Genomic DNA, 21,747 nt, shown 5'->3' with positions numbered 1-21,747 from the left:
AGATCATCGACAGCTTAAATATCGCGATACTTCGATCGAAGCGCTTGTTCAACTTCAGGGCTGACCAGATCATTCACTGAACCCTGGAAGCGAGCAATCTCTTTGACAATGCTGGAGCTGAGATACGAATACTTCGGGTTGGTCATCATAAAGATCGTCTCAATCGATGAATCCAGCTTATTGTTCGTAGACGCCATTTGTAGTTCATATTCAAAATCCGTTACGGAACGAATACCACGTACGATGACATCCGCTTGACGCGATTTCACGAAGTTCACCGTCAAATCCCGGAAGCTATCCACTTCAACATTCGGCAAATGGTGTGTCGCTTCTCGAATCATATCCATTCGTTCTTGCACAGTAAATAACGGATTTTTGCTTAGATTATTCAGCACACCTACAATTAACGTATCGAACTGCTTCGCTGCTCGTTCAATAATATCCATATGCCCTTGGGTGATAGGATCGAAGCTGCCTGGATAAACAGCGACTCTCGGCGCTCTTGGGCTTTGTTCACTCATGCTTGTTCCTCCTTCTTATACCGATAGATCGTGACGGTCGTCTCACCGTAATTCGCTACTCGAATCTGCCTAAAATCGCCAATTTGTTCTGGATATGTATGGCTGGCGTCATGTTCTACCATCACGGTTGCATCCTCCTGCACCAGACCCCGCTGTGCCAAATCAAGCATCATCTCGTCGACGTTCGTCATTTTATAAGGTGGGTCGAGGAAAATCAGATCAAATCCTTTCGCCCGCTTCTCGAGCGCTTTGATTGCCCGCATCGCATCATTGCGATAGACTTCCGCTTGACTCTCCAGCTTCACGGTCTTTAGATTCTGCTTAATCACCTCGATGCTCTTCGGATCCATATCCACGAAAATGGCACGTTCCGCACCTCGGCTAAGCGCTTCAATGCCAAGTCCGCCTGTTCCCGCGAACAGATCGAGAACATACTCGCCATCAAAATACGGACCGATCATACTGAATATCGCTTCTTTTACTTTATCTGTCGTCGGCCTTGTCCCCATACCAGGTACTGCTTTTAATGAACGGCCTCTTGCCGATCCTGAAATCACTCTCATTGTAATTCTCACCCATTCTAAATTTCCTCCACTGACTTTTTTCATCGTACCACATTTTCCGCTATGTTGAAAAATAAACCTAAACCCGTGTCGGAATGCCACGAATTTTCTTTTTTCGAAAAGCGATGTATAAATCTGCTCAGACGGGCAATCCTTAAGTTATCGACATCATCGAATGTCGTAGACAACCGCGGAGAAGACTTACGTTTCCCCATAAGCTCTTCGTCCGGTTTCTCCTCTCCCATGATGGAGCTCTCGCAAGAGGGCTCCAGAAAAAAGCCTTTGTGAGCATAGGTTCACGAAGGCTTTTTTCTATTCCAAAATAAGAAAACTCCCCTTTAATGAAGGAGAGCTTCCCACCGACTCAAATCAGTGCAATCGCAAGTAATGTAAATAAGCTTAGCGTTAGAATCTCATCCCCGAAGCCAAAGCCACCAAAGCCAAATCCTGATGTACACGCATCTTTTCTCCGCTCGGTTCTTAGGTGGACATGGTTTCGATCCACTTTCTCAATCGTACCTTCATGCCAGATCCCATCCGATGTCAATAAACGTACACGTCTGTTCACGCACCGAAGACAACCATAATAAGCCTCCATCCTCAACCACTCCTTTCTATTTCCTATAGTGGCATCATATGAAGATAGGATAGGAGCCGTAACGGCGAGTTGATAGGGTGGATTGGCCTTCTTTCCTACCAATTCATGCGATAAATCGGCTTGTTCTCAATGACCCGAATCGGTTTGGTCCAAGGTTCTGTCTCTGGTGTCGTAGCGAGTACGTCTTCTACCGCTTGGAGCTTCGCATCCAGCTGATCGATATAATGAAGGGCAACGGCTTCAGGCAGCTGCGGCTGTACCGGGCTTCCCCATTCTCCTAGATTATGATGCGATAAGACCAAATGTTGGAGTGCGATAACAATCTCATCGGTTAATGGGATGTGCAAGTGAATTGCCGCTTCGGTAATCCACCCGTAGGCAATGGCGAGATGTCCTAGCAATTTCCCAGATACGCTATAATCCGAGACAATCCCGAGCTCGGCGATCATCTCTTCGGGCTTAGCAATATCGTGAAGAATAATTCCCGCTTTGACGAGATCTGGGCGTAAGTAGGGTCTTTGCTTACATATAAATTCGCCTAACTCCAGCATTCGATTCATATGATAGACAAGTCCCCCGAAATAGGCATGATGATTCGATTTGGCAGCCGGATAGTGTGGAAGCTTATCTTCGGTCTTCGCCACGCAGAATTCAACGATACGGCGGACCGTATCATGCTCAATACTTGCCGTCACGCGCTTGATCGTCTCTACTAGTTGTTCTGCAGGAACTGGTGCTGCCCGAATAAAATCTGTCAACTGGACGCCATCTTCTTCATTCACAAGTCTTATTTTCTCAATCTTAAATTGTAATCGGTCATTATAGCTCTGTACGATACCCTTCACTTTTACCAGCTGCCTAGGGAAGAACGTTTCTTTATCCGTCTGCGTCGCATCCCAAAATTTCGCTGGAATATCGCCGCTCTGGTCGGAGAGAACCATATCGAAATAATCCTTCGCTGGGGTGGTGCGTGTCTGTTTCACTTCGGCTTCTTTTAATAGAAAATAATTAATAATTTCATCGCCAACGACCATATTTTTAATCATTTTGATGCAAAACTCCTCTTTTTTTATCTTATTTTAAGGTTCATCTCATCTTCTATTCATCTTTCACTTCTATACTAAGAACATAGCAAGAGAGCAACACCATAAGGAACGCCCCCCAACAACATTTATATAGATTGCTACGAGAAAGAAGCTCAGGTTATCCTGGGCTTCTTTCTTGTCTATCGGTCCCTTGCAGGGTCCTGCACCAGTGCAGCCAACTTCTTCGGTGCCGTCCGCAAATAAGCTTCTCGAATCAAATCTTCAATTTCATCCCAATCCGTGGGAGGCTCTATCTGCTGCGTCACCCATCCATGCTGACCAATGTAGGGTGTTTTGAAAAACAGGCTGTCCACTTGACTGAGTAAAATCTCTTGTGTCGATTGACTTGTCCGAATCGAAAGCGAAACACCTTCCTTATCTTCCCCCATAATGATGAAAGGCTTGTCCTTCACACGAAGGGAGGTGTGCCCGAACCCATCGATATGCTCCTCTACCGATGGAAAAACGCTGCAAATGCTCCGGACGTGCTGGAGCGTTTGGACCGCATGTTCCGATGTAAGCTGCTGATTATCATATCCCATAAACGATGCACCTCCTCCTACTTTCATGTTAGTATCCAACCTTAGGCAGCCTTGCGTGAAATGATCTGCCATATCAAGTATTTGTTGCTCCATTTTATCATACGTGGCAACACTTTGTGACTTATTCATCTTCGTTTCTTCCAATATTCCCACGCCTCCATATATGTCTCGAAATCTTGTGGGTGGTGTAAGATGCAAGTCGCGATTCGGTAATACAGCCCGATTAATACCTCACGAGACAGATCTCGACCGATGGTAAACTTCGGTTCCATCCGACCTACTGCTTGCTGAATGGTTTCTGTATCCAATTGATTCGGTGAGGAACAGTAGGCATAGATTAGGTCATACAAAGGTTCACCTATCGTTGGAATGGGATCAATCACACCCGTCAACTGACCCTGCTGGAACAGAAAATTATGTACCCCACAGTCACCGTGCAGCAAATATTGTAATGCTTGATCTTGGGTCGAGTGAATAAGCTGCTGAGCGAGCTTATGGTCAGCGTTGGATAAACGTGTATCAATTGTCACTTGTGCCCATTGATATCGAAGAATTAAGAATTCCTTCCATGATGCCGAAGGCTCATCCGCATAACCAAAATCGCTCGAGTCTACCATAGGTATTGATCGATTGATCACCTCACTGACTAATGTCTGAAGAGTTTCAGCTTTCCGATCCCTCGGATATTCCGTCTCACCGGGTTGATAGGTATAGACAAAATATCGATAATCTGCATCAATATAGACCACCCGGGCGAATAGCGGATTGCCTTCGTGGGCTCTTAGATAAGAAGACTCAAACCGGACTGTCTTCGGGTCATTGATTTTGACCACAAGCGTAGGTTCACCGTCTGAGATTAGCGCATAGACCGTACTCACCGTCCCTCCGCTAAGCGCTTTCCAAGTATTGATATGAGGGGCAATAACCCCTTGTTCTCGTAGTTCGAGCATGATTTCTTCTATCTGCATGTTCTGTTGCCTCTTTTTCAAGAATATATATTTTCAGGGACGACCCACACCCTTCCTGCAATACCTTCATATACTAGAGTATCATCAGTTTATGAAAGGGGCACCCATATGAATATGTCGAGTAATTATCAAAAAAGCTTACAATATATGAATAGATACGTTCAAGTCACAACAAAACAAGGGATGACATATCAAGGTAAAATTGTGAAAGTTAGCGGTAATAAAGTCTACCTCCAAATGGATCAACGCGATCGTGACAAAAAGGTACACATCTCCTTCTTCCCATTCATTATTCCTCTCGTACTCTTTGACTTGCTTGCGATAGTACTTATCAGTGAGAGACGAAGATTCTTCTTCTAGTAGTCCACTCAACACAAAGTCCTCCTCAATGCGATCATCGAGGAGGACTTGTTATTTAGTAAACGGACATTATTTCGAGAATTGCCCGATCAGCTCCAACACGCGATTCACAGCTTCATTTCTCTTGTATGCTCGCATATTTCCTGCAATCACTTCCCTTCGATCATACAGCGTCATCACTTTGGTCAAAAAATTAGCGTCTGTCAGATCTTCTTCCATAAGTAGCTCGCCATAACCCGCACGCTTGAACGACTCTGCATTTAGAATCTGATCACCCCTACTCGAGGTCCGCGGCAGTGGAATGAGCAGCATTGGCTTACCAAGTGCTAGAAATTCGAAGATGGAGTTAGAGCCTGCTCTGGTAATGACAATATCCGTCATGGCAAGTACGTCTGCAAGGTCTTCATGCATATATTCGAACTGCAAGTATCTCGGATGCTCCGCTGCGGCGTCCACTTGACCTTTTCCACAGATATGCACGATTTGAAATATCTTCGTTAGTTTACGGATATTCTTACGCACGGCTTCATTAATTTTACGCGCACCTAGACTTCCACCCATAATCAGCAGGACAGGCAATTTCTTGTCAAAAAGAACTCGTGTCCGGCCTCGCTCCGCATTTCCCTGTAGAATCTCATCGCGGATGACCGCCCCAACATGAATTGCTTTAGCACTCCGTATATGATCTAGAGTCTCTGGAAACGTAAGACAAATCTTATTCGCAAATGGAAGCGCAATTTTGTTCGCAAGACCCGGTGTCATATCTGACTCATGAATAATAACTGGGACTTTATTGAGCCAAGCGCCAAGTACGACCGGAACGGAGACGAATCCGCCCTTGGAGAATACGATATCTGGCCTCATGTTGCGAATAAGACGATAAGCCTCATAGACCCCCTGAATGACACGGAAAGGATCTTTGAAATTCTCAAGTGCCATATAGCGGCGTAGCTTGCCTGTCGAAATGCCATGATACTTCACATTCGGAAGGTTATGAATCAGTTGTGATTCAATGCCTTGCTTAGAACCCATATATTGAATATCCCAGCCCTGTGCTTGCAGCTTTGGAATCAAGGCCAAGTTCACGGTCACATGTCCGGCAGATCCGCCGCCTGTGAATAGTATCCGCTTATGTTGTGTCATCTCGCGATCACCCCAGATGTCATTAATATAACCGCTTCGTATAACTCTCTTGCAGGGACTGATCGACTTCATCAGCTGTAATCGAAGTATGCGTATTCGCTGAGAGATGTGCCGCTAATAACTTCGAAGGAAGATAGCAGTTCAGTAAATCTGTCCATTGCTATTCTGCCTTCTTATCATTGTATTCTCGTTCAATAGCTTGCATCAATGCGGATTCATGGATACCATTCTGGACGAATTGGAACTGTACGCCTGTTATCCGCTGTGCACGATCAACAATTTGGCCCAGATGATATCCTGTATGCTCAACGAGATGATATATAGAATACATATCGATTATATCCACTGTGTTGATTGCTTTTTCAAAGGCTGTAAATACCTCCGTTAGGTGATGGATCAGCTGATCTTGGGTCATATTCAGATCGGGAAATGAATTCTCGATCCCTTTGGTAAACACTGCATCTGGTTGTACTAACCTTGTTGTATTTCTCGTGACATGCTCCGTGATATGCAGCACGATACCGCCAATGCTGTTCATTTGCTGCGATTCTTTATGCCAGATCATATCCTGATTTAGTGCGCGTAGACTGATCTCGAGCTTCGGTAAATAATGATGGACCATGCGGTGCTTCGAGATCGTTTTGAATTCGCTCCATGCGTCGTTCAATATGGGAATCGCCTCATTTCGATCAGGATCATCGGTCAACGTTCACTTAATAATATCGGTACAGAAGGGTCTGCTCACTCTGAAATGATCAGTTCTACCTTCCCATGACTCGCATGAATGCGCGCACGCCCGCCAATCGGGAACGTGATCTGCGGCGTGGTATGCCCGAAGTTCACGTCTGCAATAACCGGAAGATGCGACAATGCTTTTTTAGATGTTATGATCTGGCGCAATAAATCTTGCGTCATTCTGGAGGCCTGCTGGAATCTTCCGATAACAATGGCCTGCACCCCTTCAAATCCCGACTGATGAATGAGAGATTGCAGATCCCGATCGAAGGTCTGTGGTGAAGATTCCAGATCGTCTTCGATGAATAGAATTGAATTTGCTAAGCTCGGCATATAGGCTGTGCCTTGCAGTAGATTCAATGTGCATAGATTTCCACCGATTATCGTTCCTTCGGCCTCTCCCGCTTGAATCACATATGGACCTTCATTCGGTATAAAATGCCGTTTCTCTTGATCAAGATACCATGCGTCGTCACTCCAAGTATCTGAATGAAGGATCGAGATCGTCTCGTCCTCCAACATCATTTTCCGAAAATAATCTGTCGTGTACTCCAATCCATGCAGCATCCCGAACGTCGAGAAATGTGGTCCGGAATAGGTGATTAATCCTGTCTTCGCATAAATCGCATTGCCTAGCGCCGTAATATCTGAATATCCGCACAGCCGTTTCGGGTTCGATTGGATAATCGAGAAATCGATGTCACTGAGCAGCTGGTTAGTGTTATAGCCACCAATCGTTGTTAGAATACCCGCTACCTTCGGGTCGAGGAAAGCTTGATGCAAATCTTCAATCCTTGCCTTGATCGAAGATGACACAAAATCATCGACTTCCAGATAATGTTGTCCGAATGTAACGGTAAAACCTAATGCTTCAAGTCTCTGCTTCCCCAGCTCCCGTTGATCCTCTGCGATCATCGCCATACTTCGAGAAGGAGAAATAACACGAATCTCATCTCCTGGTTGTAATTTACGTGCTCTCATAGGCTTCTCCTGTCTTGTCGCTTTGTACTGACAATGAATATATGTTTATGTATGATGAATAACCTTCGCTATGAAGTAAAGGCTACCACAACAAAAGGGACAATACTAATCACAAATACAATACCTAACGCCTTCCATTTGTTCGTCCGCTCCGTTTGTAAATAGGATAGAACCATCTCTCCACGACACAAATAATACATCAGGCAGCCATTCCATAGCATTCGAACGCCAAACTTCAGATAATAGCTTCCGGTCTCTTGCCCCGATACATTAAATTGATCCGCTAGATTGGAGATGGAGAGAATGACGGTCATGTTCCGTGTTACTGCATAAGCGAAATACAACAGCGCCAGCCACCACCCCCATGATTTACCGATCCACAGCCCCACGGCTGCAGCACAACCGAGAAGACCTAAGAACGCAATGGCGCCTTGAAGAAAGTGACTCGATACACCAAACATCGTCGAGGCATCGTTTAATGTATTCCACGCCATGATCTGCATAACGAGGGTTGTAATTCCCCCAATCATGAGAATGACCGCTAATAGACTTACGCCAAGTGGACGATCATAAGATTGTTCCATCACGTTATGTACTGATTTGTCCGTACTGAAGTTCGACATGTATATCCCCCAATAATACTTATCTTATATTTCTACTAAGCCGCAATAAAATAGTATAATAGCCTGCTGCACATGGAGCAGATACTTTTTAAATGCATATCCCTCAAGACATGCTCCTCACCTATTCTTGTTTGGATCTGATGACTCTTAACTCCTGCCAGATCGCCCGTAAATACCCAATCACGAAGAAAAATCCTAAGAATAAAATGATCGTAATGATTTCCATCGGCTCACTCCTTTTTTAGTACGCTCCTTTACCCGAGAACCTGTTAATCGAAAATCCTCATTTTCAGACCTCCTGTAGGTTCTCACGATTGCCTCGAATCATATCTCCCTAGCACTCTTATCTCATGACCAAGTGTGGTTAATATCGTGATCGCTTTGTTCAGCGTCTCGAAACTGCAATCGCTATCCGACTCCAATATAAACCGATATGTACCCAACTTCCTTGCTGTAGGTCGCGATTCAATCCAAGATAGATTTATAGAAAGTGCACTTAATATGTTCAAAATAGCCGAAAGGACGCCGGGATACTCTTCGTTTGGTGTAATGACGAACATCGTCTTCTTGCGCTGCAGCCCGGTTATCTCCTCTCTGCTTACAACGATAAACCGTGTCTCGTTATCGGGGTGATCTTCAATATTCGATTCTAAAATTTGGAGACCATGCAAATCAGCCAGCAGCGCTGGTCCAATCGCCGCAACATCCTTCCGACCACTTCGCTTCACCTGCAAAGCCGCTGAGGCGGAGTATCGTAATTGACGCATTTCGCTCCTAAATTTCGAATATATTGACGACTTTGTGTGAAAATCGGCGGTATGGACCACACTTCTTGAATAGAGGATCGTTCAGTATATTCATTCGCGAGAAGATGCAGAGAAACAGGTAACAAGTATTCTCCTTCAATATGCACATCCTTGTAAGAGAGCAGGCTATCGATTGTCATGTTGATCGTGCCTTCCATCATATTTTCCAAGGGTGCAATACCTTTATCGACCCGATGTTCTCCAACGGCTTCAATTACTTCTGGAATGGAGTCACATCGAACAAACTGTGCATTCTCTCCGCCAAAATACCGGTTAGCCGCCTCTTCCGAAAAGGTACCTTGCGGTCCAAGATAAGCAACTTTCATCGATTATTCCTTCCTTTTCCTCAATTCTCAACCACTAACCAAGTTTTCGCTTCCTCCGGATCTGCATAGAAAGATATTTGCAGTTGAATGCCAGATCGCTTCATTTGTCGCTTCAGCTTCCACCGATTGAACCCGGATAAACCTACAAATGAGATTTTCACAATACGATCCTCCAAATTCTTCAGATGCATCACAAGCTCTTGCAGAACCTCCGCCGTAAAGGAAGTATGGTACAGATCAACCCAAATTTTCAGCTTACGATTCATCTGTAGAATGAACGCTTCTTCCTGTTTCATCAACTCGAATAAGGCTGCCTCATCCGTATATTTGCTCCCATACTTCAGACAATGAATCTCACCGCCCTTATAGGGATAAGGATAAATAGAACCTCCGGGTGATTTCATCATGGAAGATCCCTTGTCAGTTTCTTCTTCAAAAAGAACTGCTTAATCCCATCCGGGTATTCATCGTTCACGCCAAAAACCTCATATCCCATTTTCTGATAAAAGTCCGGCGTTTGATAGGTGAATGTGCATGTATGCGCAAACACACAGCCAAGCTCTTTCCCTCTTCGCTCCGCTTCCTGTATTATCTGCTCCCCATAACCCTGATGCCGATACTTCTCATCAATCCAGAACACATCAAGATACAGTCCATAGGACCACGTCTCACAGAACAATCCGCCCACAACAGCCCCGGTACTATCCTTCAAAAATAAATTAATATCCTGCCCCGGTTTCTTCAGTAACCCGTTCGTAGCACGCACATTGTAGTTATACAACTGATCACAGACGAACTTGTAATCTGCTTCCTCGGACTCTGTTGTCATTTGCACATTCTCTATCTGCATGTCAGTCATTCGTCTTCTCCCCAATCTGTATTTTGGAAAATATAAGCATATCTCTTAGCTCTTGACCATCTTGAGAGAGGTTATTATTCCGTAAAATCCCCTCGAGCTCGAAAGCCGCCCTCTCCGCGACCGCTCGGCTTCTCACATTCAATCGATCACATCGAATTTCGACGCGTCGCGCCTTCAACGTCTCAAATGCGAATGATGCAATCCCTTGCACCGCTTCGGTCATATAGCCTTTGCCTGCATGACGAGAATCGATCCAGTAACCAATCTCGAACTTGGGTATGTTCCAGTTCACATTGTGCAATCCAGAAGAACCGATGAATTCAAGTGTATCTTTATGAAAAATAAGCAACCTCAGATCTTCTCGCTGCAAAAATTTCGCATGCCCTTCGCGTATAATCGCCTCTGAACGGTCTTCCGACTGTTCGTTGTGAGCAAAAGCAAGCCAAGGCTTCAAATCTTCGATAGATGCTGTGATGGCTTCATAGACCACTCGCCCATCACCAGGTAAAGGCAGTCGAATCAATAGACGTTCAGTCTCAAATTGACTCGGGAAATCAAGTAGAATCGGTGGTTTCATCAGGAGCACCCCCTGCATTTTATTACACATCTTACCAAATAAGACGGTTTTTATCTATCCTGAATTAGGATAGATAAAAAGCTGCACCCAGCGACCAAGGCTAGGAACAGCTCTCTATCATAATCAACCACGAGTTGATTCTACGTTATAGTTTCTTCGTCATATGGATATCCAATGGCTCTTTACTAAACAGCTCTGGGTCCACGGTTTCAGTGAGTTGGCCGCCTTGACTACTATAGAAGGATACCGCTGATTCTGTCTCTGTTGAAGAAATATACAGCGCCTTCGCACCTCGTCTTCTCGCTTCATCACTTAATTCGTTCAAAATACGCGTACCAATCCCTTGTCTTCGATAGTTCCTTGATACATACATCAAATCGATCTGGAGCTGATCCTTCAAGTCTCCTCGGAATTGATGCGCTAGTACACCGAACCCGACTAACACGTCTTCATCGAATGCTCCGAGTGCCATCCCGCCATGGCGAATCTCGTACACAAATCGTTCCTGAATCTCATCTAGGACATCTGAATCCCAATTCGGGCATTCATGACCTGCTGGAATCTCCGTTAATTGCCCTTCTTGCATCTCATAGGTCAGATTGATCTCTTCCGAGCGATCGATTTCTTTGAGTTGATGAACGTGATCTTCGTTCAACACCTGATAATTAATCAATTACAATACCTCGTTCCGAATGTTATTTTCATATTAGGTGCATAAGTTAACCAGGATTGTTCTGAAAAAGCCGCGGCGAATCGCCGCTCAGCCTCAACCTGTTCTCTCGCTTCTACGTGAGATAACCCCCGCTTGATCAAATGTTGGATTGTTTCCTCCATGTCACCTGGGATTTGCCCTAGGCCTTCATCTCGAAGAGAACGATACAACGCGTCCTTCTTCACTCCGTCCATATTTTGATCAAGGAAATTTACTCTATCGCTTACCCTGCAATCCACGTCTTTTAGCCCCAACTGACTGAACAAGATAGGCAGCAGCATACCGATATTACCGTTTTTCCCGGTTCGCCTCGCATCTAGTTCATACAATTTCTGAAGCTCACCAAGTCGCATCACGTTAGATTGATCGACACCATCTAACGCATAATTCGATGCGTTCGCGATCCAATGGGGTTCAAAACAGATGACACGACCTTGATCACGTACGCTATTGATCATCTTCTGAAGGATTTTCTTCGAATCCGTCATATGTAATAGAAAAGCATGGCTCAGGGCAATATCATACCTCGACTCCATATGTATCGTCTCTATGTCACATGGGATGAATTCCACTGGAAAAGGGAGGTCAGCAAAAATCTCTCTAGCTCGTTGAATCAATTCCGTGCCTTTTTCCAATCCCGTGTAACTCGAGCCTTTCGGTAATAAAGGGAGCAGCTTCAGCCCAAGATAACCGAACCCACAACCGAAATCCACGAGATTCACGGGGCTATCGATCTTCCATACATCTCTCACAAGAAAATTCAAATAGTCATCATTGTAATAGAGCCATCGCGTGTTCTGTAAATATTCGATTTGCTGATCCCAATAATATTCTGACATGAACTAGCCTCTACTTTCCTATTCGGATTTCTCAATCAACTCAAGAATGGATACAGGATACAATGGCTTACTTAATTCTAGAATGGCTTTGGCATAATCTTGAATCTCTTGTTGCGCATCATGTTCAAGTCTCTGGTTCAAGAAGTGACATACCGATTGTAGTGAAGCCGTCCAGTACCATCTCACATACATGCCATAGGAGGGTAGAAACAACCTAGCTTGTTCCGCACACACACCATTCTCAATGGCCGATTCATATTTTTGAACACCAAGTTCGATGTATTCTAGTAATTCTTGAGTAAGCATCGTACCGATCTCACTACTTAATACCTCGCCGCTTCCTTGTTTGGAATTCTCTGGTTTGCTGCGCCATTGATCTGAACCTGGAATATAGAAGGTCGGCTCCTCTGTAATATATCTACGACTTGATTCATTCCATGCTTCAAGACTATCTCCCGTACCTTCCGCATGTGCCGAACCAATCACATATTTCCACCACTGTCTAGCAACCATTAAGGGCGCATAAATCTCGTATTGCAAAATCACATGCCTGAATGGCGATGTATGACCTTCTCGTGCTAGGAATTTAATGAGTCTAATGTCCTTATCATTTAGTTCATTGGATTCCTTGGCATACGATACACGTGCCGCATTCACGACCGATAAATCGGATCCCATATGGTTTACAAGCCTTACATAGCCTTTATCTAACACTTCGATTAATGACAAGATGCAGCCCCCCTAATTCAGATTCTATCATTTTACTGAATTTCCCAAATAATTGCTATGACAATGTATCAACAAAATCCCAGTTCATTCCTCTTATGTTTGCCTCTCAATCACAATAAAACAAGTACTATCCGGTAAAGGCACTTCTCGTCCCGCTAGATCCATCATCTGAATTTTATCCTGAAGTGCTTCGCTATACCCTGCTTGAAGATAGGCTTGACTCGTAAGGATGTTCGCCTCAGCCCCTAAGGTAGCATGAATGAATTCCATGTAATCAGGCAGCGTGAAATAGCCAAACTGCTCTTGGACCTCGTGAATATAGGCTTCTTCACCCCATGTATAGGTATAGAGGAATTCCATCGTATCATTCACTGCCATCACCACTTCGTTGTCGCTTAACTTCTCCACTGTAATGGACCTTCCGGCAAAATCTTTGCAATACCGTTCAAGCCACTGAATCCCGTCTGGTTGTAGGAATCTAATCTTACGCTGCTGCTCCACCGGATGTGTCATAATCCCATCTCGAATAATAATGCGACCTCCAGTAGCCAGCACATCGAATGCACTCTTTAGCGCAGCAGCAATGGTATCCAGGTTAAACTTCCGCCCTTGATATGGGATATAAGAATACAGCTCATGAAGGATGGATGAGAAAATAACGGTGTCCACGCCGCCTGCCTGAACATAATCCTTCAAGTTCAGTGCATCTCCTTGCATAACTTCCCAACGTCGGCCTTCTAATTGCTTCTTGCGGTTCAATGCTTCAACGACGTTCGTCGAAATATCGATCCCTATCGGTGTGATATCGGGCATTCGCTCCTCGATGAGATCCAGCAGTACACCCCCGCCTGGTCCGATATCTAGAACATTTGCACCTACAATATAGTCGAGAATAATCTTCTTGTAGTCTGCGGTTTGGTTCATATCAGCAAGGTATTCTTCTTCGTTATGGAACCGATCATAGGCGTCTCTACGCAGGTCGAACAAATCAAATAACATCAATACGGCCTGCTCATACAAGGGAGATTTCTCCGCTTCAACGCAGAAATCAATCAACTTCTCAGCGGCAGGAGAGAACTCGAATTGGAAGAATACCGTATCTAGGATGTGGCTGATCCGTTCTACACGATACGTCAAATGAGGATTAAGCTGTGCCATAGCTCCAGATTCGATCACGTCCCAGGTTAACTCGCTTAAATATTTTTCGATAATCCGCTGTTTGTAGACGTTGATTTTCTTCGTGCCTTTATAGTCGTAATACATCGTATTCATAACATGCTCGAAGCTGATGTGCTTCAACGGATCGTTCTGAGACTTTTGCTGCAAGATGATCGTTATGATCTTCAAAAACTGCTCTAATGAAAAATGCTGCAATGCTGCCTCAACATACCACATCGTGACCGAATCCAGCGGCACTAATCGTTCTCCCAGTGAATACATACGCTCGAGCATATCATAATCCGTATTAAAATCTTCACCGCGTCGAATCGAAGAAGCACGCAACCTGCGAATACGCTCCTTGGTCGACTCGTTAGGAAACGTCGTATGGCGCGCAATATATTGGATTCGCTCTTCTACTTCAGATTGAACAGACTGCCATAGCTCAAGAGATACCGCTCCAATTACGCAATAATTCAGTGCAATCAAGAGGCTCTCAAGCTCTAATGAAGTGATCCACTGCTCTGTAACCATGTCCGATAAAATAACGCTTTCTGTGGCAGGGACCTCACCACGAATTTGCTGTCCTATAAGACCGTGCGCTTCAATCAACCGATGAATGACTGATGTTCGCGCGCTTAACCGATCTTCCGCATGGTCCAGATACAGCTCCGCTGACCCACTATTATGTACATAACAATTGATCCCTCGTTCTCGCCACTGGATGCGATCACGAAGCGTACCGCCTTTTGCCACCTCTGCCCAGCACAGAACATCTTCCAATATTTCCCTTATCCAAAAGGAGAGCGACATCGAATCCAGCAGCCGCAAACTTCTCTCTACGTAATCCAATACCGGGTTTGCATGAACAAGCTCTTGTAAGGATTGAATTCGCTCCATATTGACGACTCGCTCCTCGGCCGACACTAAATAATGCAGCCAATGCGAACCAATCTGATAATTTTCTTTATTTCCTTGACGATAATCCATGATCGCCTGAAGTGATTTCAACATCGTGATGTGATCCTCCTAAATGCTTTCCTGTTGTAATTCTACGAAATCGTGATAATCCTTTACCCCTCGTTGACAATCGCTCAAATAAACTCTTTATTCGTCAGAAATCTCCTAACGTCAGCACTAATCTGACCTACATCGGTTGTCGCCAGATTGTTAAGGAATATCATTGTCAATTTGTCGTCAATAAACCGACTAATTTCACTCTTAAAACCTACAATGCCACCACCATGGTACACCCTTCTGCTAGACTCACTTCCAGTGTCAATAAACCAACCATAACCATAATTGGACCAATAGGGCGTAAACATGCGAGTTATAACGTTCTGAGGGGCGAGTGACTCCTCGTATAGTGCCTGATCCCATTTATACAGGTCTTCAGATGTTGAATAGAGGTTGCCTCCACCTGTAGGAAGCGTCATGTCAATATATTCCGCATTAATGAGCCCATCCCTGTATTCATAACCAGATGCCCGATGGAGGATTATTTCATGATGGTTGTCACACCCAGTGTCTTCCATACCTAGCGGTGCAAAAATACTTTTCCTCAAAAACTCACCATAAGTCTGCTCTGAAATCTCTTGGATCAAATGGGCCAGTATGATATACCCAGAATTATTATACAAGAACTGACTCCCTGGCATAAAATCTAAAGGTAGATCCTTCAACATTTCTATAATTTTGTCAGGAGGAGCGGGATGCTTCATGAATTCTTGGAAGTTAGAGATTTGGGTTATATTAGGAACCCCTGAAGTGTGAGTTAGCAAGTGATGCAAGGTGATTTACGATGCATGCGGGAACGATGGTATATATGTAGAAAGAGGATCTTCAAGACTTAGCTTACCCTGGTGTTCTAGCATGAGGACACACATTGCCGTGAACTGTTTCGTAATGGAGCCAATCCTAAATTTCGTATTCGGTGTATTCGGAACGCCATGTTCTCGATTCGCTAGCCCATACCCTGCATTGATGATGATCCTACCTTTACTAGCAATGAATACCGATTCACTAAATTCTAAGTTCGATGCCTTCGAGGAAAAGTAATCATGAAGTTGTGATTCTAAATGCATTCCTATCAACTCCTTCGCTTCATTACACATACGATTAGTTTAAAGCTCACTACTAAACATATACGAAGAAGACTTCGCCAAGTTCGTAGTAGCAAGTGTCGCAACAGAATCCGAGTAGGCAGCCGCGACTGCTGTAGTTCCTGCTACTATGGATGTCCCTCCGGTAACTTGATTGGACCTACTCCGAAAAGTGAGTCGATTTCCATAGATAGTTCCCGCTAGCATCTAGGTCACTACAATCCAACTGACTTTTTAGAATAGATAAAAATCTTCGTCTTATTACATACTATGGCCTATACTTTCGGAGCATAGCTACTAATAAACTAAGCTTATTAATATAAATCGGGATCTGAATGATTTCTTTACGATTTCTATTAATATCAATTGATCCCTGACTTATTTTTACTTCTTTAATACTATTTAAAGAAAAAAATCACTTGTTTCTTCCCATTTCTATAAACAACGTTCCCTTCTTGAATAACAACATAAAGATTCTGAAGTCGATAAAGCGAATACAAGAAAAACAGAAAACACATGGCTCCCATAATAATTCCAGACAAATCATTATTAACAGATATTACACCTATCCCAATAACTAAAAATAAACTTACACCAAGATACATTAAATAAGAAACTTTAAATTTTCTATTCATAAAATCTTGATCAACAAAGCGCTTAATCTTGTATTCAGTTATAAATTTTATTGTAAGCTGTAAGACAAAGATGATTAAGGGTGTAAAGATAAGTACCGCTATAGTTGAACTCATAGTTATACGCCCCTTTAGCAATTCCATCATATTTAATAAAAAATAAGGCAGGCAGATCGTTATAAACACTATGTGTTTATTGATATCACACCTTATGCTACCTTAGACTATAGTTTAAAAATAACAAAAATTACTCTGTTCAATTTCAGTAAATGGCAGTGATGGATTTATAATCATTACTTCTATTAATCGCAATAAAGCACAATTAATTTACTTAAGACGCGATGAATGGAATTAAGCAGGAAAAGCTGCCTACCGAAACGAAAAAATATACGTATATAAGCAAGGTAATCTCCATACGCACAAAGGGGAAGCATCACCGAAATTGCTAATTCCATGTCCTGTCGGATCACTTCATGGTGTCTGAGAAACACTCATCTCCTCGAACTTGCTTCCTCTCGAATCCGTTTCTCGATCAGCATCATATCTTCTTTGGCATCCAATACGATGTGTCGTAAGGCTATGCCTGTGATGAGCGTAAAGATAGAGATTAGAAATATCGTGAGTGATACAAAGATTCCCGCCAAATGATTCGTAAAACCATCCCGCAACAGTTCCATAAGGTTATTTGCAATAAACAAGATCATCGACACAATGAGTAGCAGTATCCCCGCAACGATACATATAACGGACATTCTTCTTGTTCTCTCAAAATAGGGCATGATACGTCACGTCCTTCGATAGTTCTATTGATCGATCAATTTGGATGAAACCCACCCATAAGCACAATCACCATAACTAGAAATTGAATAACGAAGAATATCCCGATGATCCCGACAGAGAATATCCCTAGAGCCTTGAATACTTTCCTCAACATTTCAATGGATCCTCAATCTTCGCCGTTAGGAAAGGTTGATACATCATAAGTGCATGATTTTCCGTAATGTATTGATCTGCCAATAACTCACCAGCCAGATTATATTTTTTCCTATAAATAGAGTTGTATCTTGCATACCCTCCCCAGTACTCCTGGGTAATCCGGTGTTCTTTCTCATATACCTCATAGGAATGCATCGGAGCAGAGGTCGATCGCCACTCCCCATATAAATATTCATCGTCCATATGAATACATAACTGGTAGGGCTGATTGGTTGGATTATATATTCGCAGGTCCAAATAGTTATAGGCGCAGGTCGCCCCGCTCCCAAATGGCTGCGTTCGATTCGAATCAGGAAAAACATCATAACTGTGCCGATGCCTCTCCGTTATCTCTAACGGCGTATGTAAGGTTATCCAATAGATCAGGTTCGATAGCTGACACAGCCCCCCGCCAACTCCTGGTTTGAAGCTCCCGTAGAATAATACCATGCCTTCAACGTATCCTTTTCTACGCGTGGGGTTGCCAATCGTCTTCCAATACGAAAAAGTCTCCCCAGGATAAATCACGATTCGGTTTACTTGTTGGATCGCCAGCTTCAAATTCGTAATCTTGTTATATTGCAGCCACATATCCACATCTTTTAACTGTCGCAATAGCGGCGTCTTATGCTTCATTATTGGATAGTCAAATTCTTGGACAAGAACCTGCTTGGCGAACTTCGTATTTCCGAAATACCATTCCACATATCTTTTGCATTGAAAATACAATCGTCCTAACCGCAATCTAGTCGTAGATCTCACTTTAGGTTTCATAGTAATCCTCCAATCAATGAAGAGATGCTGTTGTTCTATAAATTCATGAAAAACGGGCCGTTGCTGCGACAACCTGCCCGTTCACTTGATTTAACGAAGAAGCAACCAATGCTCACACGTATCTGCTCGTAATTGAAGTTCATTGTACAATACACCAGCGTGATAACCATCGCAAACCGCATGGTGGAATTGTCCCGACAAAGGCAACAGTACTTTGCCATCTTGTTCAAAAAATTTGCCTATTGTGAAAATGGGCAGTAAATACGTTGCCTCGTTGTATATGTTCAGATTAAATCCTGTAAAACTGACCCAAGGAATGCTTGAAATCGAAAAGGTATTCGGTGGCACATTCGGTTTCGTCATGAATCCTTTGACATTTCCATATCTGCTCATATCATCGAGATATCGATTGTAAAACACATCAAAATCCTCGCTATACAACGTCCAAATCGAAGAGAACGTCTGATCATCATCGTGGAAAATCGTAAAACTAGGTGACATACGGTCCCAAAACCCTAATCTTCCATCCAAATCAAAACAAGTACGAAATTCTCGATGTTGATTTACCACTGTAGTTAACATGTGATTAAGCACGGGGTACATCTTCATCCCCTTACTCTTCACTTCTAACCGCAGTCTTGTAATATCAATGTTAGCTGTCACACTGTAGGTACATCGAACCTGATTCAAATAATGATCAAAATAAGGTTTTCTAGGCCAATTATCCATATCAATCGGATTGAAAATCATTGTTTAACCCCTCCTAAAATGATGACTTTTTCATTCTAGGAGGTCAAATCGACTGCAATAACCATATCCTTATCACATTCCTCATATTCATTTTTTGGTATGAATTACAATTCGTCGAACGAATCGAAATAGGCTTACGAAAAAAAGTAAAATAAAAAGGACAAACATGAGGTGTACCAGAGCAGAAACCTCCATGATCATACACCCTCTTTCACTTGCATCTACTTCCCGTCATGATCATATGTTACCTGTACATCCATATAATTACAAACAAAAAACAAGTTGAAATCTGTAATCTACAGAAATCAACTTGATCAAGTCCTATCCTTCAAATCGATACGGTGCTAATCCTCTGACCGATGTCTTCACCCGGAATAATCCCCCGGATAACGGATATTTTGCCAACGCCTCTTCCCTAAGCCCGCCTCGCGCAGTGGTAATGTACAGCTCATCCATCGCTTCGCCGCCAAATGCAACGGACGTGACGAGCGGCGCAGGAACATGGATCGTATCGAGCAGTTCACCGGTATGCGGGTTCCAACGTGTCACGCGATGCCCTTGCCAATGTGCAACCCATATCATCCCTTCAGCATCCAACGTCATTCCGTCTGGATAACCTACTTCTGCAGGGATGTGAATGACCGGAACCCCGCCATTGATTGCACCTGTAGCCTCATCATAATCGTAAACCATGACGACACGCGTCGGCGTATCAATGAAATACATCTTAGTCCGATCTAGGCTCCAATCCATCCCATTTGAGATTCGAAGCGGTGTCAATTTCGGTTCTACAAGGAGATCTGGATGTAGACAATACAGGGTACCATTGTCTAGTATTTCATCGACATCCATGGAACCTGCCCAGAAGCGTCCTGCCGGATCGCATTTGCCATCATTGAATCGATTCGTCGGGATGTGTGCCTCGGGGTCATGGATCACTTCCAGCGCACCCGTCTCCAGATCTAATGTATAGAACCCATGGTGTGCAGCAACCACTGCCCCACCTGACTTACGAAGCACTATCGCGCCAACGTATTGATCGAGCGAAATGGATCGATTGGTATGTTCCTTTGGATCATAGATATGAACAAGCCCTTGCAGGCCATCCACCCAGTACAATAACCCGCGTTCATAATCCCATACAGGACCTTCGCCTAAATCTGATTGCGTATCCAACACCAACTCAACTTCATAGGCATCGCTCACCTGTTACGCCTCCTAACTTTCATGAAGATTATATTCGCCCAGTCGTATGTAAACCCTTTCAAATATGTATAACGACATGATTCAGAAACCAGCTTAACTTGATTCTCTAAATTTCATGTCTCCTATTGTTCATGGATAAAAACCTATTTTCTACGCTTAAATACGACAACGATATCCCTAGAACTGCCTGAAGACTGGCTTGTATCGAAGCAAGAGACGAGCTCCCATCCCTCTTCACCATGCCGATTCAATTCCTCTTGAAACTCTTCTTCATCAATTTTACCACCCATAAATCCGCCCGTTTTGAACTTCAATGTTCGGTACTCCCATTTTTCGAACACGATACTCAACCCTTTCAACTCGAAAATAATAGATTCGTCTCCTATTTTTGCCCAGATCAGCTTTCATTGTACCACCATTCATTCATCGCGCCCAGCTACAAAAAAGTGCCGTGAAATGAACGATCCATTCCACGGCATCCTTGTATCCTTCGATTATCCGCCTTGAAGTGTTTTCACTTGGTTCAATCTAAAGAAAGATTGAGTACGTCTGTACCAATGGCCAAAACGAACAATAAGCTCATGAATAAGGTCGATGCAATTACCCAACGCTGACCTTGACGATTCTCGTTTAATCTGGAGAATGATCGATAGTATAGAATAATACCGCTAATGAGTAAGATACACTCGAGTGTGATACTAATAACAGGATATTGCCATAACCCGAAGCCAAGCAATGGAAGATTGCCGAAATTCCCAGGGAGTATGGGAAGATCCGAACGATGTACGAGAAGATCGAGAAACCAATGACTAAATACCACCGATCCAATGATAACTCCGCCTCGTCTGCCCCACAGCCGCCATGCACCCCATCCAGCTATCATTGCTATAAACAATGCTCCGATTAGTGAATGCGTATAATCTGCATGAATCATATTTGCGCCATACCCTGTCTCCCCAGATATCGGTACAATCGTTTCCTTCCCTGTTAGAAGAAATGGTACAAAGACCACGTCTAATAATTGCGTACTTAGCATTAACGCCCATAACGGTAACCGTGGCGCCTTCGCTTTCACGGCAGCAGCAAGACCAAAATGACCTGCGAACATGTTACTTCCCTCCCTTTTCATGGAACCGCCGTGCACGAGCATCCAAATATCCGCAGCCTGCCACAAAAAGAATCA

27 protein-coding genes and 1 pseudogene are annotated in these 21,747 nt (G+C 43.7%); 1 reads left to right on the top strand and 27 read right to left on the bottom strand.

The window, feature by feature from the left end; genetic code table 11:
• Nucleotides 1-14: 14 nt before the first annotated feature.
• The 6 genes from coaD to AC3WU2_RS02875 form a co-directional block, all read right to left on the bottom strand.
• Complete coding sequence (gene coaD, locus AC3WU2_RS02900) at nt 15-521, bottom strand: pantetheine-phosphate adenylyltransferase (RefSeq protein WP_492451107.1); 507 nt, start codon at nt 519-521, stop codon at nt 15-17.
• Nucleotides 518-1,084, bottom strand: coding sequence for a 16S rRNA (guanine(966)-N(2))-methyltransferase RsmD (rsmD, locus tag AC3WU2_RS02895; RefSeq protein WP_492451105.1), 567 nt, complete (start codon nt 1,082-1,084; stop codon nt 518-520). The genes coaD and rsmD overlap by 4 nt, the downstream gene beginning before the upstream one ends.
• Nucleotides 1,085-1,448: 364 nt before the next feature.
• A complete protein-coding gene (locus AC3WU2_RS02890; protein ID WP_018757756.1) occupies nt 1,449-1,682 on the bottom strand; it encodes a hypothetical protein in 234 nt (77 codons plus the stop codon).
• Nucleotides 1,683-1,777: 95 nt separating this feature from the next.
• Nucleotides 1,778-2,728 carry a 3'-5' exoribonuclease YhaM family protein gene (locus AC3WU2_RS02885; protein ID WP_314586060.1) on the bottom strand — a complete coding sequence of 317 codons (951 nt, stop codon included), beginning with the start codon at nt 2,726-2,728 and terminating at the stop codon, nt 1,778-1,780.
• Nucleotides 2,729-2,907: 179 nt separating this feature from the next.
• Nucleotides 2,908-3,438: an MmcQ/YjbR family DNA-binding protein gene (locus AC3WU2_RS02880; protein ID WP_492451101.1), complete on the bottom strand. Its 531-nt coding sequence runs from the start codon at nt 3,436-3,438 to the stop codon at nt 2,908-2,910.
• Entirely contained in the window at nt 3,435-4,277 is an 843-nt protein-coding gene (locus AC3WU2_RS02875) for an aminoglycoside phosphotransferase family protein (RefSeq protein WP_492451099.1), read from the bottom strand. The genes AC3WU2_RS02880 and AC3WU2_RS02875 overlap by 4 nt, the downstream gene beginning before the upstream one ends.
• A 108-nt stretch (nt 4,278-4,385) precedes the next feature.
• On the opposite strand from AC3WU2_RS02875, the gene AC3WU2_RS02870 reads away from it, so the two are divergent.
• On the top strand, nt 4,386-4,637 hold the full coding sequence (locus tag AC3WU2_RS02870) for a hypothetical protein (RefSeq protein WP_492451096.1): 252 nt from the start codon (nt 4,386-4,388) through the stop codon (nt 4,635-4,637).
• 69 nt (nt 4,638-4,706) lie between these two features.
• Here the strand turns inward: AC3WU2_RS02870 and murG are convergent, their stop codons facing one another.
• The 21 genes and pseudogenes from murG to AC3WU2_RS02765 form a co-directional block, all read right to left on the bottom strand.
• Nucleotides 4,707-5,780: an undecaprenyldiphospho-muramoylpentapeptide beta-N-acetylglucosaminyltransferase gene (murG, locus tag AC3WU2_RS02865; protein ID WP_492451094.1), complete on the bottom strand. Its 1,074-nt coding sequence runs from the start codon at nt 5,778-5,780 to the stop codon at nt 4,707-4,709.
• Between the two features lie 160 nt (nt 5,781-5,940).
• Complete coding sequence (locus AC3WU2_RS02860; RefSeq protein ID WP_492451092.1) at nt 5,941-6,447, bottom strand: DinB family protein; 507 nt, start codon at nt 6,445-6,447, stop codon at nt 5,941-5,943.
• A 74-nt stretch (nt 6,448-6,521) separates the two neighbouring features.
• The gene (locus AC3WU2_RS02855) at nt 6,522-7,496 is read right to left on the bottom strand and encodes a S66 family peptidase (RefSeq protein WP_492451090.1); all 975 of its coding nucleotides are present in this window, start codon (nt 7,494-7,496) and stop codon (nt 6,522-6,524) included.
• Between the two features lie 68 nt (nt 7,497-7,564).
• Nucleotides 7,565-8,119 carry a hypothetical protein gene (locus AC3WU2_RS02850; RefSeq protein WP_492451088.1) on the bottom strand — a complete coding sequence of 185 codons (555 nt, stop codon included), beginning with the start codon at nt 8,117-8,119 and terminating at the stop codon, nt 7,565-7,567.
• A gap of 308 nt (nt 8,120-8,427) precedes the next feature.
• On the bottom strand, nt 8,428-8,886 hold the full coding sequence (locus AC3WU2_RS02845) for a prephenate dehydratase (protein ID WP_492451086.1): 459 nt from the start codon (nt 8,884-8,886) through the stop codon (nt 8,428-8,430).
• A complete protein-coding gene (locus tag AC3WU2_RS02840) occupies nt 8,844-9,251 on the bottom strand; it encodes a prephenate dehydratase domain-containing protein (protein ID WP_492451084.1) in 408 nt (135 codons plus the stop codon). Before AC3WU2_RS02840 ends, AC3WU2_RS02845 begins: the two co-directional genes overlap by 43 nt.
• Before the next feature lie 20 nt (nt 9,252-9,271).
• Nucleotides 9,272-9,658, bottom strand: a complete 387-nt coding sequence (locus AC3WU2_RS02835; protein ID WP_492451082.1) for a hypothetical protein — start codon at nt 9,656-9,658, stop codon at nt 9,272-9,274.
• Nucleotides 9,655-10,110, bottom strand: a complete 456-nt coding sequence (locus AC3WU2_RS02830) for a GNAT family N-acetyltransferase (RefSeq protein WP_492451080.1) — start codon at nt 10,108-10,110, stop codon at nt 9,655-9,657. Before AC3WU2_RS02830 ends, AC3WU2_RS02835 begins: the two co-directional genes overlap by 4 nt.
• Nucleotides 10,103-10,687 carry a GNAT family N-acetyltransferase gene (locus tag AC3WU2_RS02825; protein ID WP_492451077.1) on the bottom strand — a complete coding sequence of 195 codons (585 nt, stop codon included), beginning with the start codon at nt 10,685-10,687 and terminating at the stop codon, nt 10,103-10,105. The genes AC3WU2_RS02830 and AC3WU2_RS02825 overlap by 8 nt, the downstream gene beginning before the upstream one ends.
• A 145-nt stretch (nt 10,688-10,832) precedes the next feature.
• A complete protein-coding gene (locus AC3WU2_RS02820; protein ID WP_492451075.1) occupies nt 10,833-11,360 on the bottom strand; it encodes a GNAT family N-acetyltransferase in 528 nt (175 codons plus the stop codon).
• Nucleotides 11,357-12,238 (bottom strand): class I SAM-dependent methyltransferase, encoded by an 882-nt coding sequence (locus AC3WU2_RS02815; protein ID WP_492451073.1) that lies wholly within the window; start codon nt 12,236-12,238, stop codon nt 11,357-11,359. Before AC3WU2_RS02815 ends, AC3WU2_RS02820 begins: the two co-directional genes overlap by 4 nt.
• A gap of 18 nt (nt 12,239-12,256) precedes the next feature.
• Nucleotides 12,257-12,970 (bottom strand): FAD-dependent thymidylate synthase, encoded by a 714-nt coding sequence (thyX, locus tag AC3WU2_RS02810; protein WP_492452165.1) that lies wholly within the window; start codon nt 12,968-12,970, stop codon nt 12,257-12,259.
• 90 nt (nt 12,971-13,060) lie between these two features.
• Nucleotides 13,061-15,139, bottom strand: coding sequence for a class I SAM-dependent methyltransferase (locus AC3WU2_RS02805; protein WP_492451070.1), 2,079 nt, complete (start codon nt 15,137-15,139; stop codon nt 13,061-13,063).
• Between the two features lie 80 nt (nt 15,140-15,219).
• Nucleotides 15,220-16,209 (bottom strand): annotated as a pseudogene (locus tag AC3WU2_RS02800) (serine hydrolase domain-containing protein).
• Nucleotides 16,210-16,625: 416 nt separating this feature from the next.
• Nucleotides 16,626-16,976, bottom strand: a complete 351-nt coding sequence (locus tag AC3WU2_RS02795; RefSeq protein ID WP_492451068.1) for a hypothetical protein — start codon at nt 16,974-16,976, stop codon at nt 16,626-16,628.
• 374 nt (nt 16,977-17,350) lie between these two features.
• Nucleotides 17,351-17,611 (bottom strand): hypothetical protein, encoded by a 261-nt coding sequence (locus AC3WU2_RS02790; protein ID WP_492451065.1) that lies wholly within the window; start codon nt 17,609-17,611, stop codon nt 17,351-17,353.
• Between the two features lie 175 nt (nt 17,612-17,786).
• A complete protein-coding gene (locus AC3WU2_RS02785) occupies nt 17,787-18,608 on the bottom strand; it encodes a VanW family protein (protein WP_492451063.1) in 822 nt (273 codons plus the stop codon).
• 90 nt (nt 18,609-18,698) lie between these two features.
• Entirely contained in the window at nt 18,699-19,358 is a 660-nt protein-coding gene (gene catA, locus AC3WU2_RS02780) for a type A chloramphenicol O-acetyltransferase (protein ID WP_492451060.1), read from the bottom strand.
• A gap of 321 nt (nt 19,359-19,679) precedes the next feature.
• The gene (locus AC3WU2_RS02775; protein ID WP_492451058.1) at nt 19,680-20,564 is read right to left on the bottom strand and encodes an SMP-30/gluconolactonase/LRE family protein; all 885 of its coding nucleotides are present in this window, start codon (nt 20,562-20,564) and stop codon (nt 19,680-19,682) included.
• A gap of 143 nt (nt 20,565-20,707) precedes the next feature.
• The gene (locus AC3WU2_RS02770) at nt 20,708-20,905 is read right to left on the bottom strand and encodes a DUF4177 domain-containing protein (RefSeq protein ID WP_040674937.1); all 198 of its coding nucleotides are present in this window, start codon (nt 20,903-20,905) and stop codon (nt 20,708-20,710) included.
• A 182-nt stretch (nt 20,906-21,087) separates the two neighbouring features.
• Entirely contained in the window at nt 21,088-21,672 is a 585-nt protein-coding gene (locus AC3WU2_RS02765) for a permease (protein WP_492451055.1), read from the bottom strand.
• Nucleotides 21,673-21,747: the final 75 nt, after the last annotated feature.

It is taken from the genome of Paenibacillus sp. EB106-05-06-XG162 (assembly GCF_058791655.1).
Note: the sequence above shows the minus strand (reverse complement) of the source record. Positions and strands in the feature narration are given on the sequence as shown.

What these genes read in the sequence shown, in the direction of transcription:
- AC3WU2_RS02850 (WP_492451088.1), bottom strand. Translation starts at nt 8,119, where the DNA reads ATGTCGAACTTCAGTACGGACAAATCAGTACATAACGTGATGGAACAA.
- murG (WP_492451094.1), bottom strand. Translation starts at nt 5,780, where the DNA reads ATGACACAACATAAGCGGATACTATTCACAGGCGGCGGATCTGCCGGA.
- AC3WU2_RS02845 (WP_492451086.1), bottom strand. Translation starts at nt 8,886, where the DNA reads ATGCGTCAATTACGATACTCCGCCTCAGCGGCTTTGCAGGTGAAGCGA.
- AC3WU2_RS02785 (WP_492451063.1), bottom strand. Translation starts at nt 18,608, where the DNA reads ATGAAACCTAAAGTGAGATCTACGACTAGATTGCGGTTAGGACGATTG.
- AC3WU2_RS02805 (WP_492451070.1), bottom strand. Translation starts at nt 15,139, where the DNA reads ATGTTGAAATCACTTCAGGCGATCATGGATTATCGTCAAGGAAATAAA.
- AC3WU2_RS02880 (WP_492451101.1), bottom strand. Translation starts at nt 3,438, where the DNA reads ATGAATAAGTCACAAAGTGTTGCCACGTATGATAAAATGGAGCAACAA.
- AC3WU2_RS02885 (WP_314586060.1), bottom strand. Translation starts at nt 2,728, where the DNA reads ATGATTAAAAATATGGTCGTTGGCGATGAAATTATTAATTATTTTCTA.
- AC3WU2_RS02830 (WP_492451080.1), bottom strand. Translation starts at nt 10,110, where the DNA reads ATGACTGACATGCAGATAGAGAATGTGCAAATGACAACAGAGTCCGAG.
- AC3WU2_RS02835 (WP_492451082.1), bottom strand. Translation starts at nt 9,658, where the DNA reads ATGATGAAATCACCCGGAGGTTCTATTTATCCTTATCCCTATAAGGGC.
- AC3WU2_RS02890 (WP_018757756.1), bottom strand. Translation starts at nt 1,682, where the DNA reads ATGGAGGCTTATTATGGTTGTCTTCGGTGCGTGAACAGACGTGTACGT.
- AC3WU2_RS02790 (WP_492451065.1), bottom strand. Translation starts at nt 17,611, where the DNA reads ATGTCCGTTATATGTATCGTTGCGGGGATACTGCTACTCATTGTGTCG.
- coaD (WP_492451107.1), bottom strand. Translation starts at nt 521, where the DNA reads ATGAGTGAACAAAGCCCAAGAGCGCCGAGAGTCGCTGTTTATCCAGGC.
- AC3WU2_RS02815 (WP_492451073.1), bottom strand. Translation starts at nt 12,238, where the DNA reads ATGTCAGAATATTATTGGGATCAGCAAATCGAATATTTACAGAACACG.
- rsmD (WP_492451105.1), bottom strand. Translation starts at nt 1,084, where the DNA reads ATGAGAGTGATTTCAGGATCGGCAAGAGGCCGTTCATTAAAAGCAGTA.
- AC3WU2_RS02765 (WP_492451055.1), bottom strand. Translation starts at nt 21,672, where the DNA reads ATGTTCGCAGGTCATTTTGGTCTTGCTGCTGCCGTGAAAGCGAAGGCG.
- AC3WU2_RS02795 (WP_492451068.1), bottom strand. Translation starts at nt 16,976, where the DNA reads ATGAGTTCAACTATAGCGGTACTTATCTTTACACCCTTAATCATCTTT.
- AC3WU2_RS02825 (WP_492451077.1), bottom strand. Translation starts at nt 10,687, where the DNA reads ATGAAACCACCGATTCTACTTGATTTCCCGAGTCAATTTGAGACTGAA.
- catA (WP_492451060.1), bottom strand. Translation starts at nt 19,358, where the DNA reads ATGATTTTCAATCCGATTGATATGGATAATTGGCCTAGAAAACCTTAT.
- AC3WU2_RS02875 (WP_492451099.1), bottom strand. Translation starts at nt 4,277, where the DNA reads ATGCAGATAGAAGAAATCATGCTCGAACTACGAGAACAAGGGGTTATT.
- AC3WU2_RS02870 (WP_492451096.1), top strand. Translation starts at nt 4,386, where the DNA reads ATGAATATGTCGAGTAATTATCAAAAAAGCTTACAATATATGAATAGA.
- AC3WU2_RS02855 (WP_492451090.1), bottom strand. Translation starts at nt 7,496, where the DNA reads ATGAGAGCACGTAAATTACAACCAGGAGATGAGATTCGTGTTATTTCT.
- AC3WU2_RS02840 (WP_492451084.1), bottom strand. Translation starts at nt 9,251, where the DNA reads ATGAAAGTTGCTTATCTTGGACCGCAAGGTACCTTTTCGGAAGAGGCG.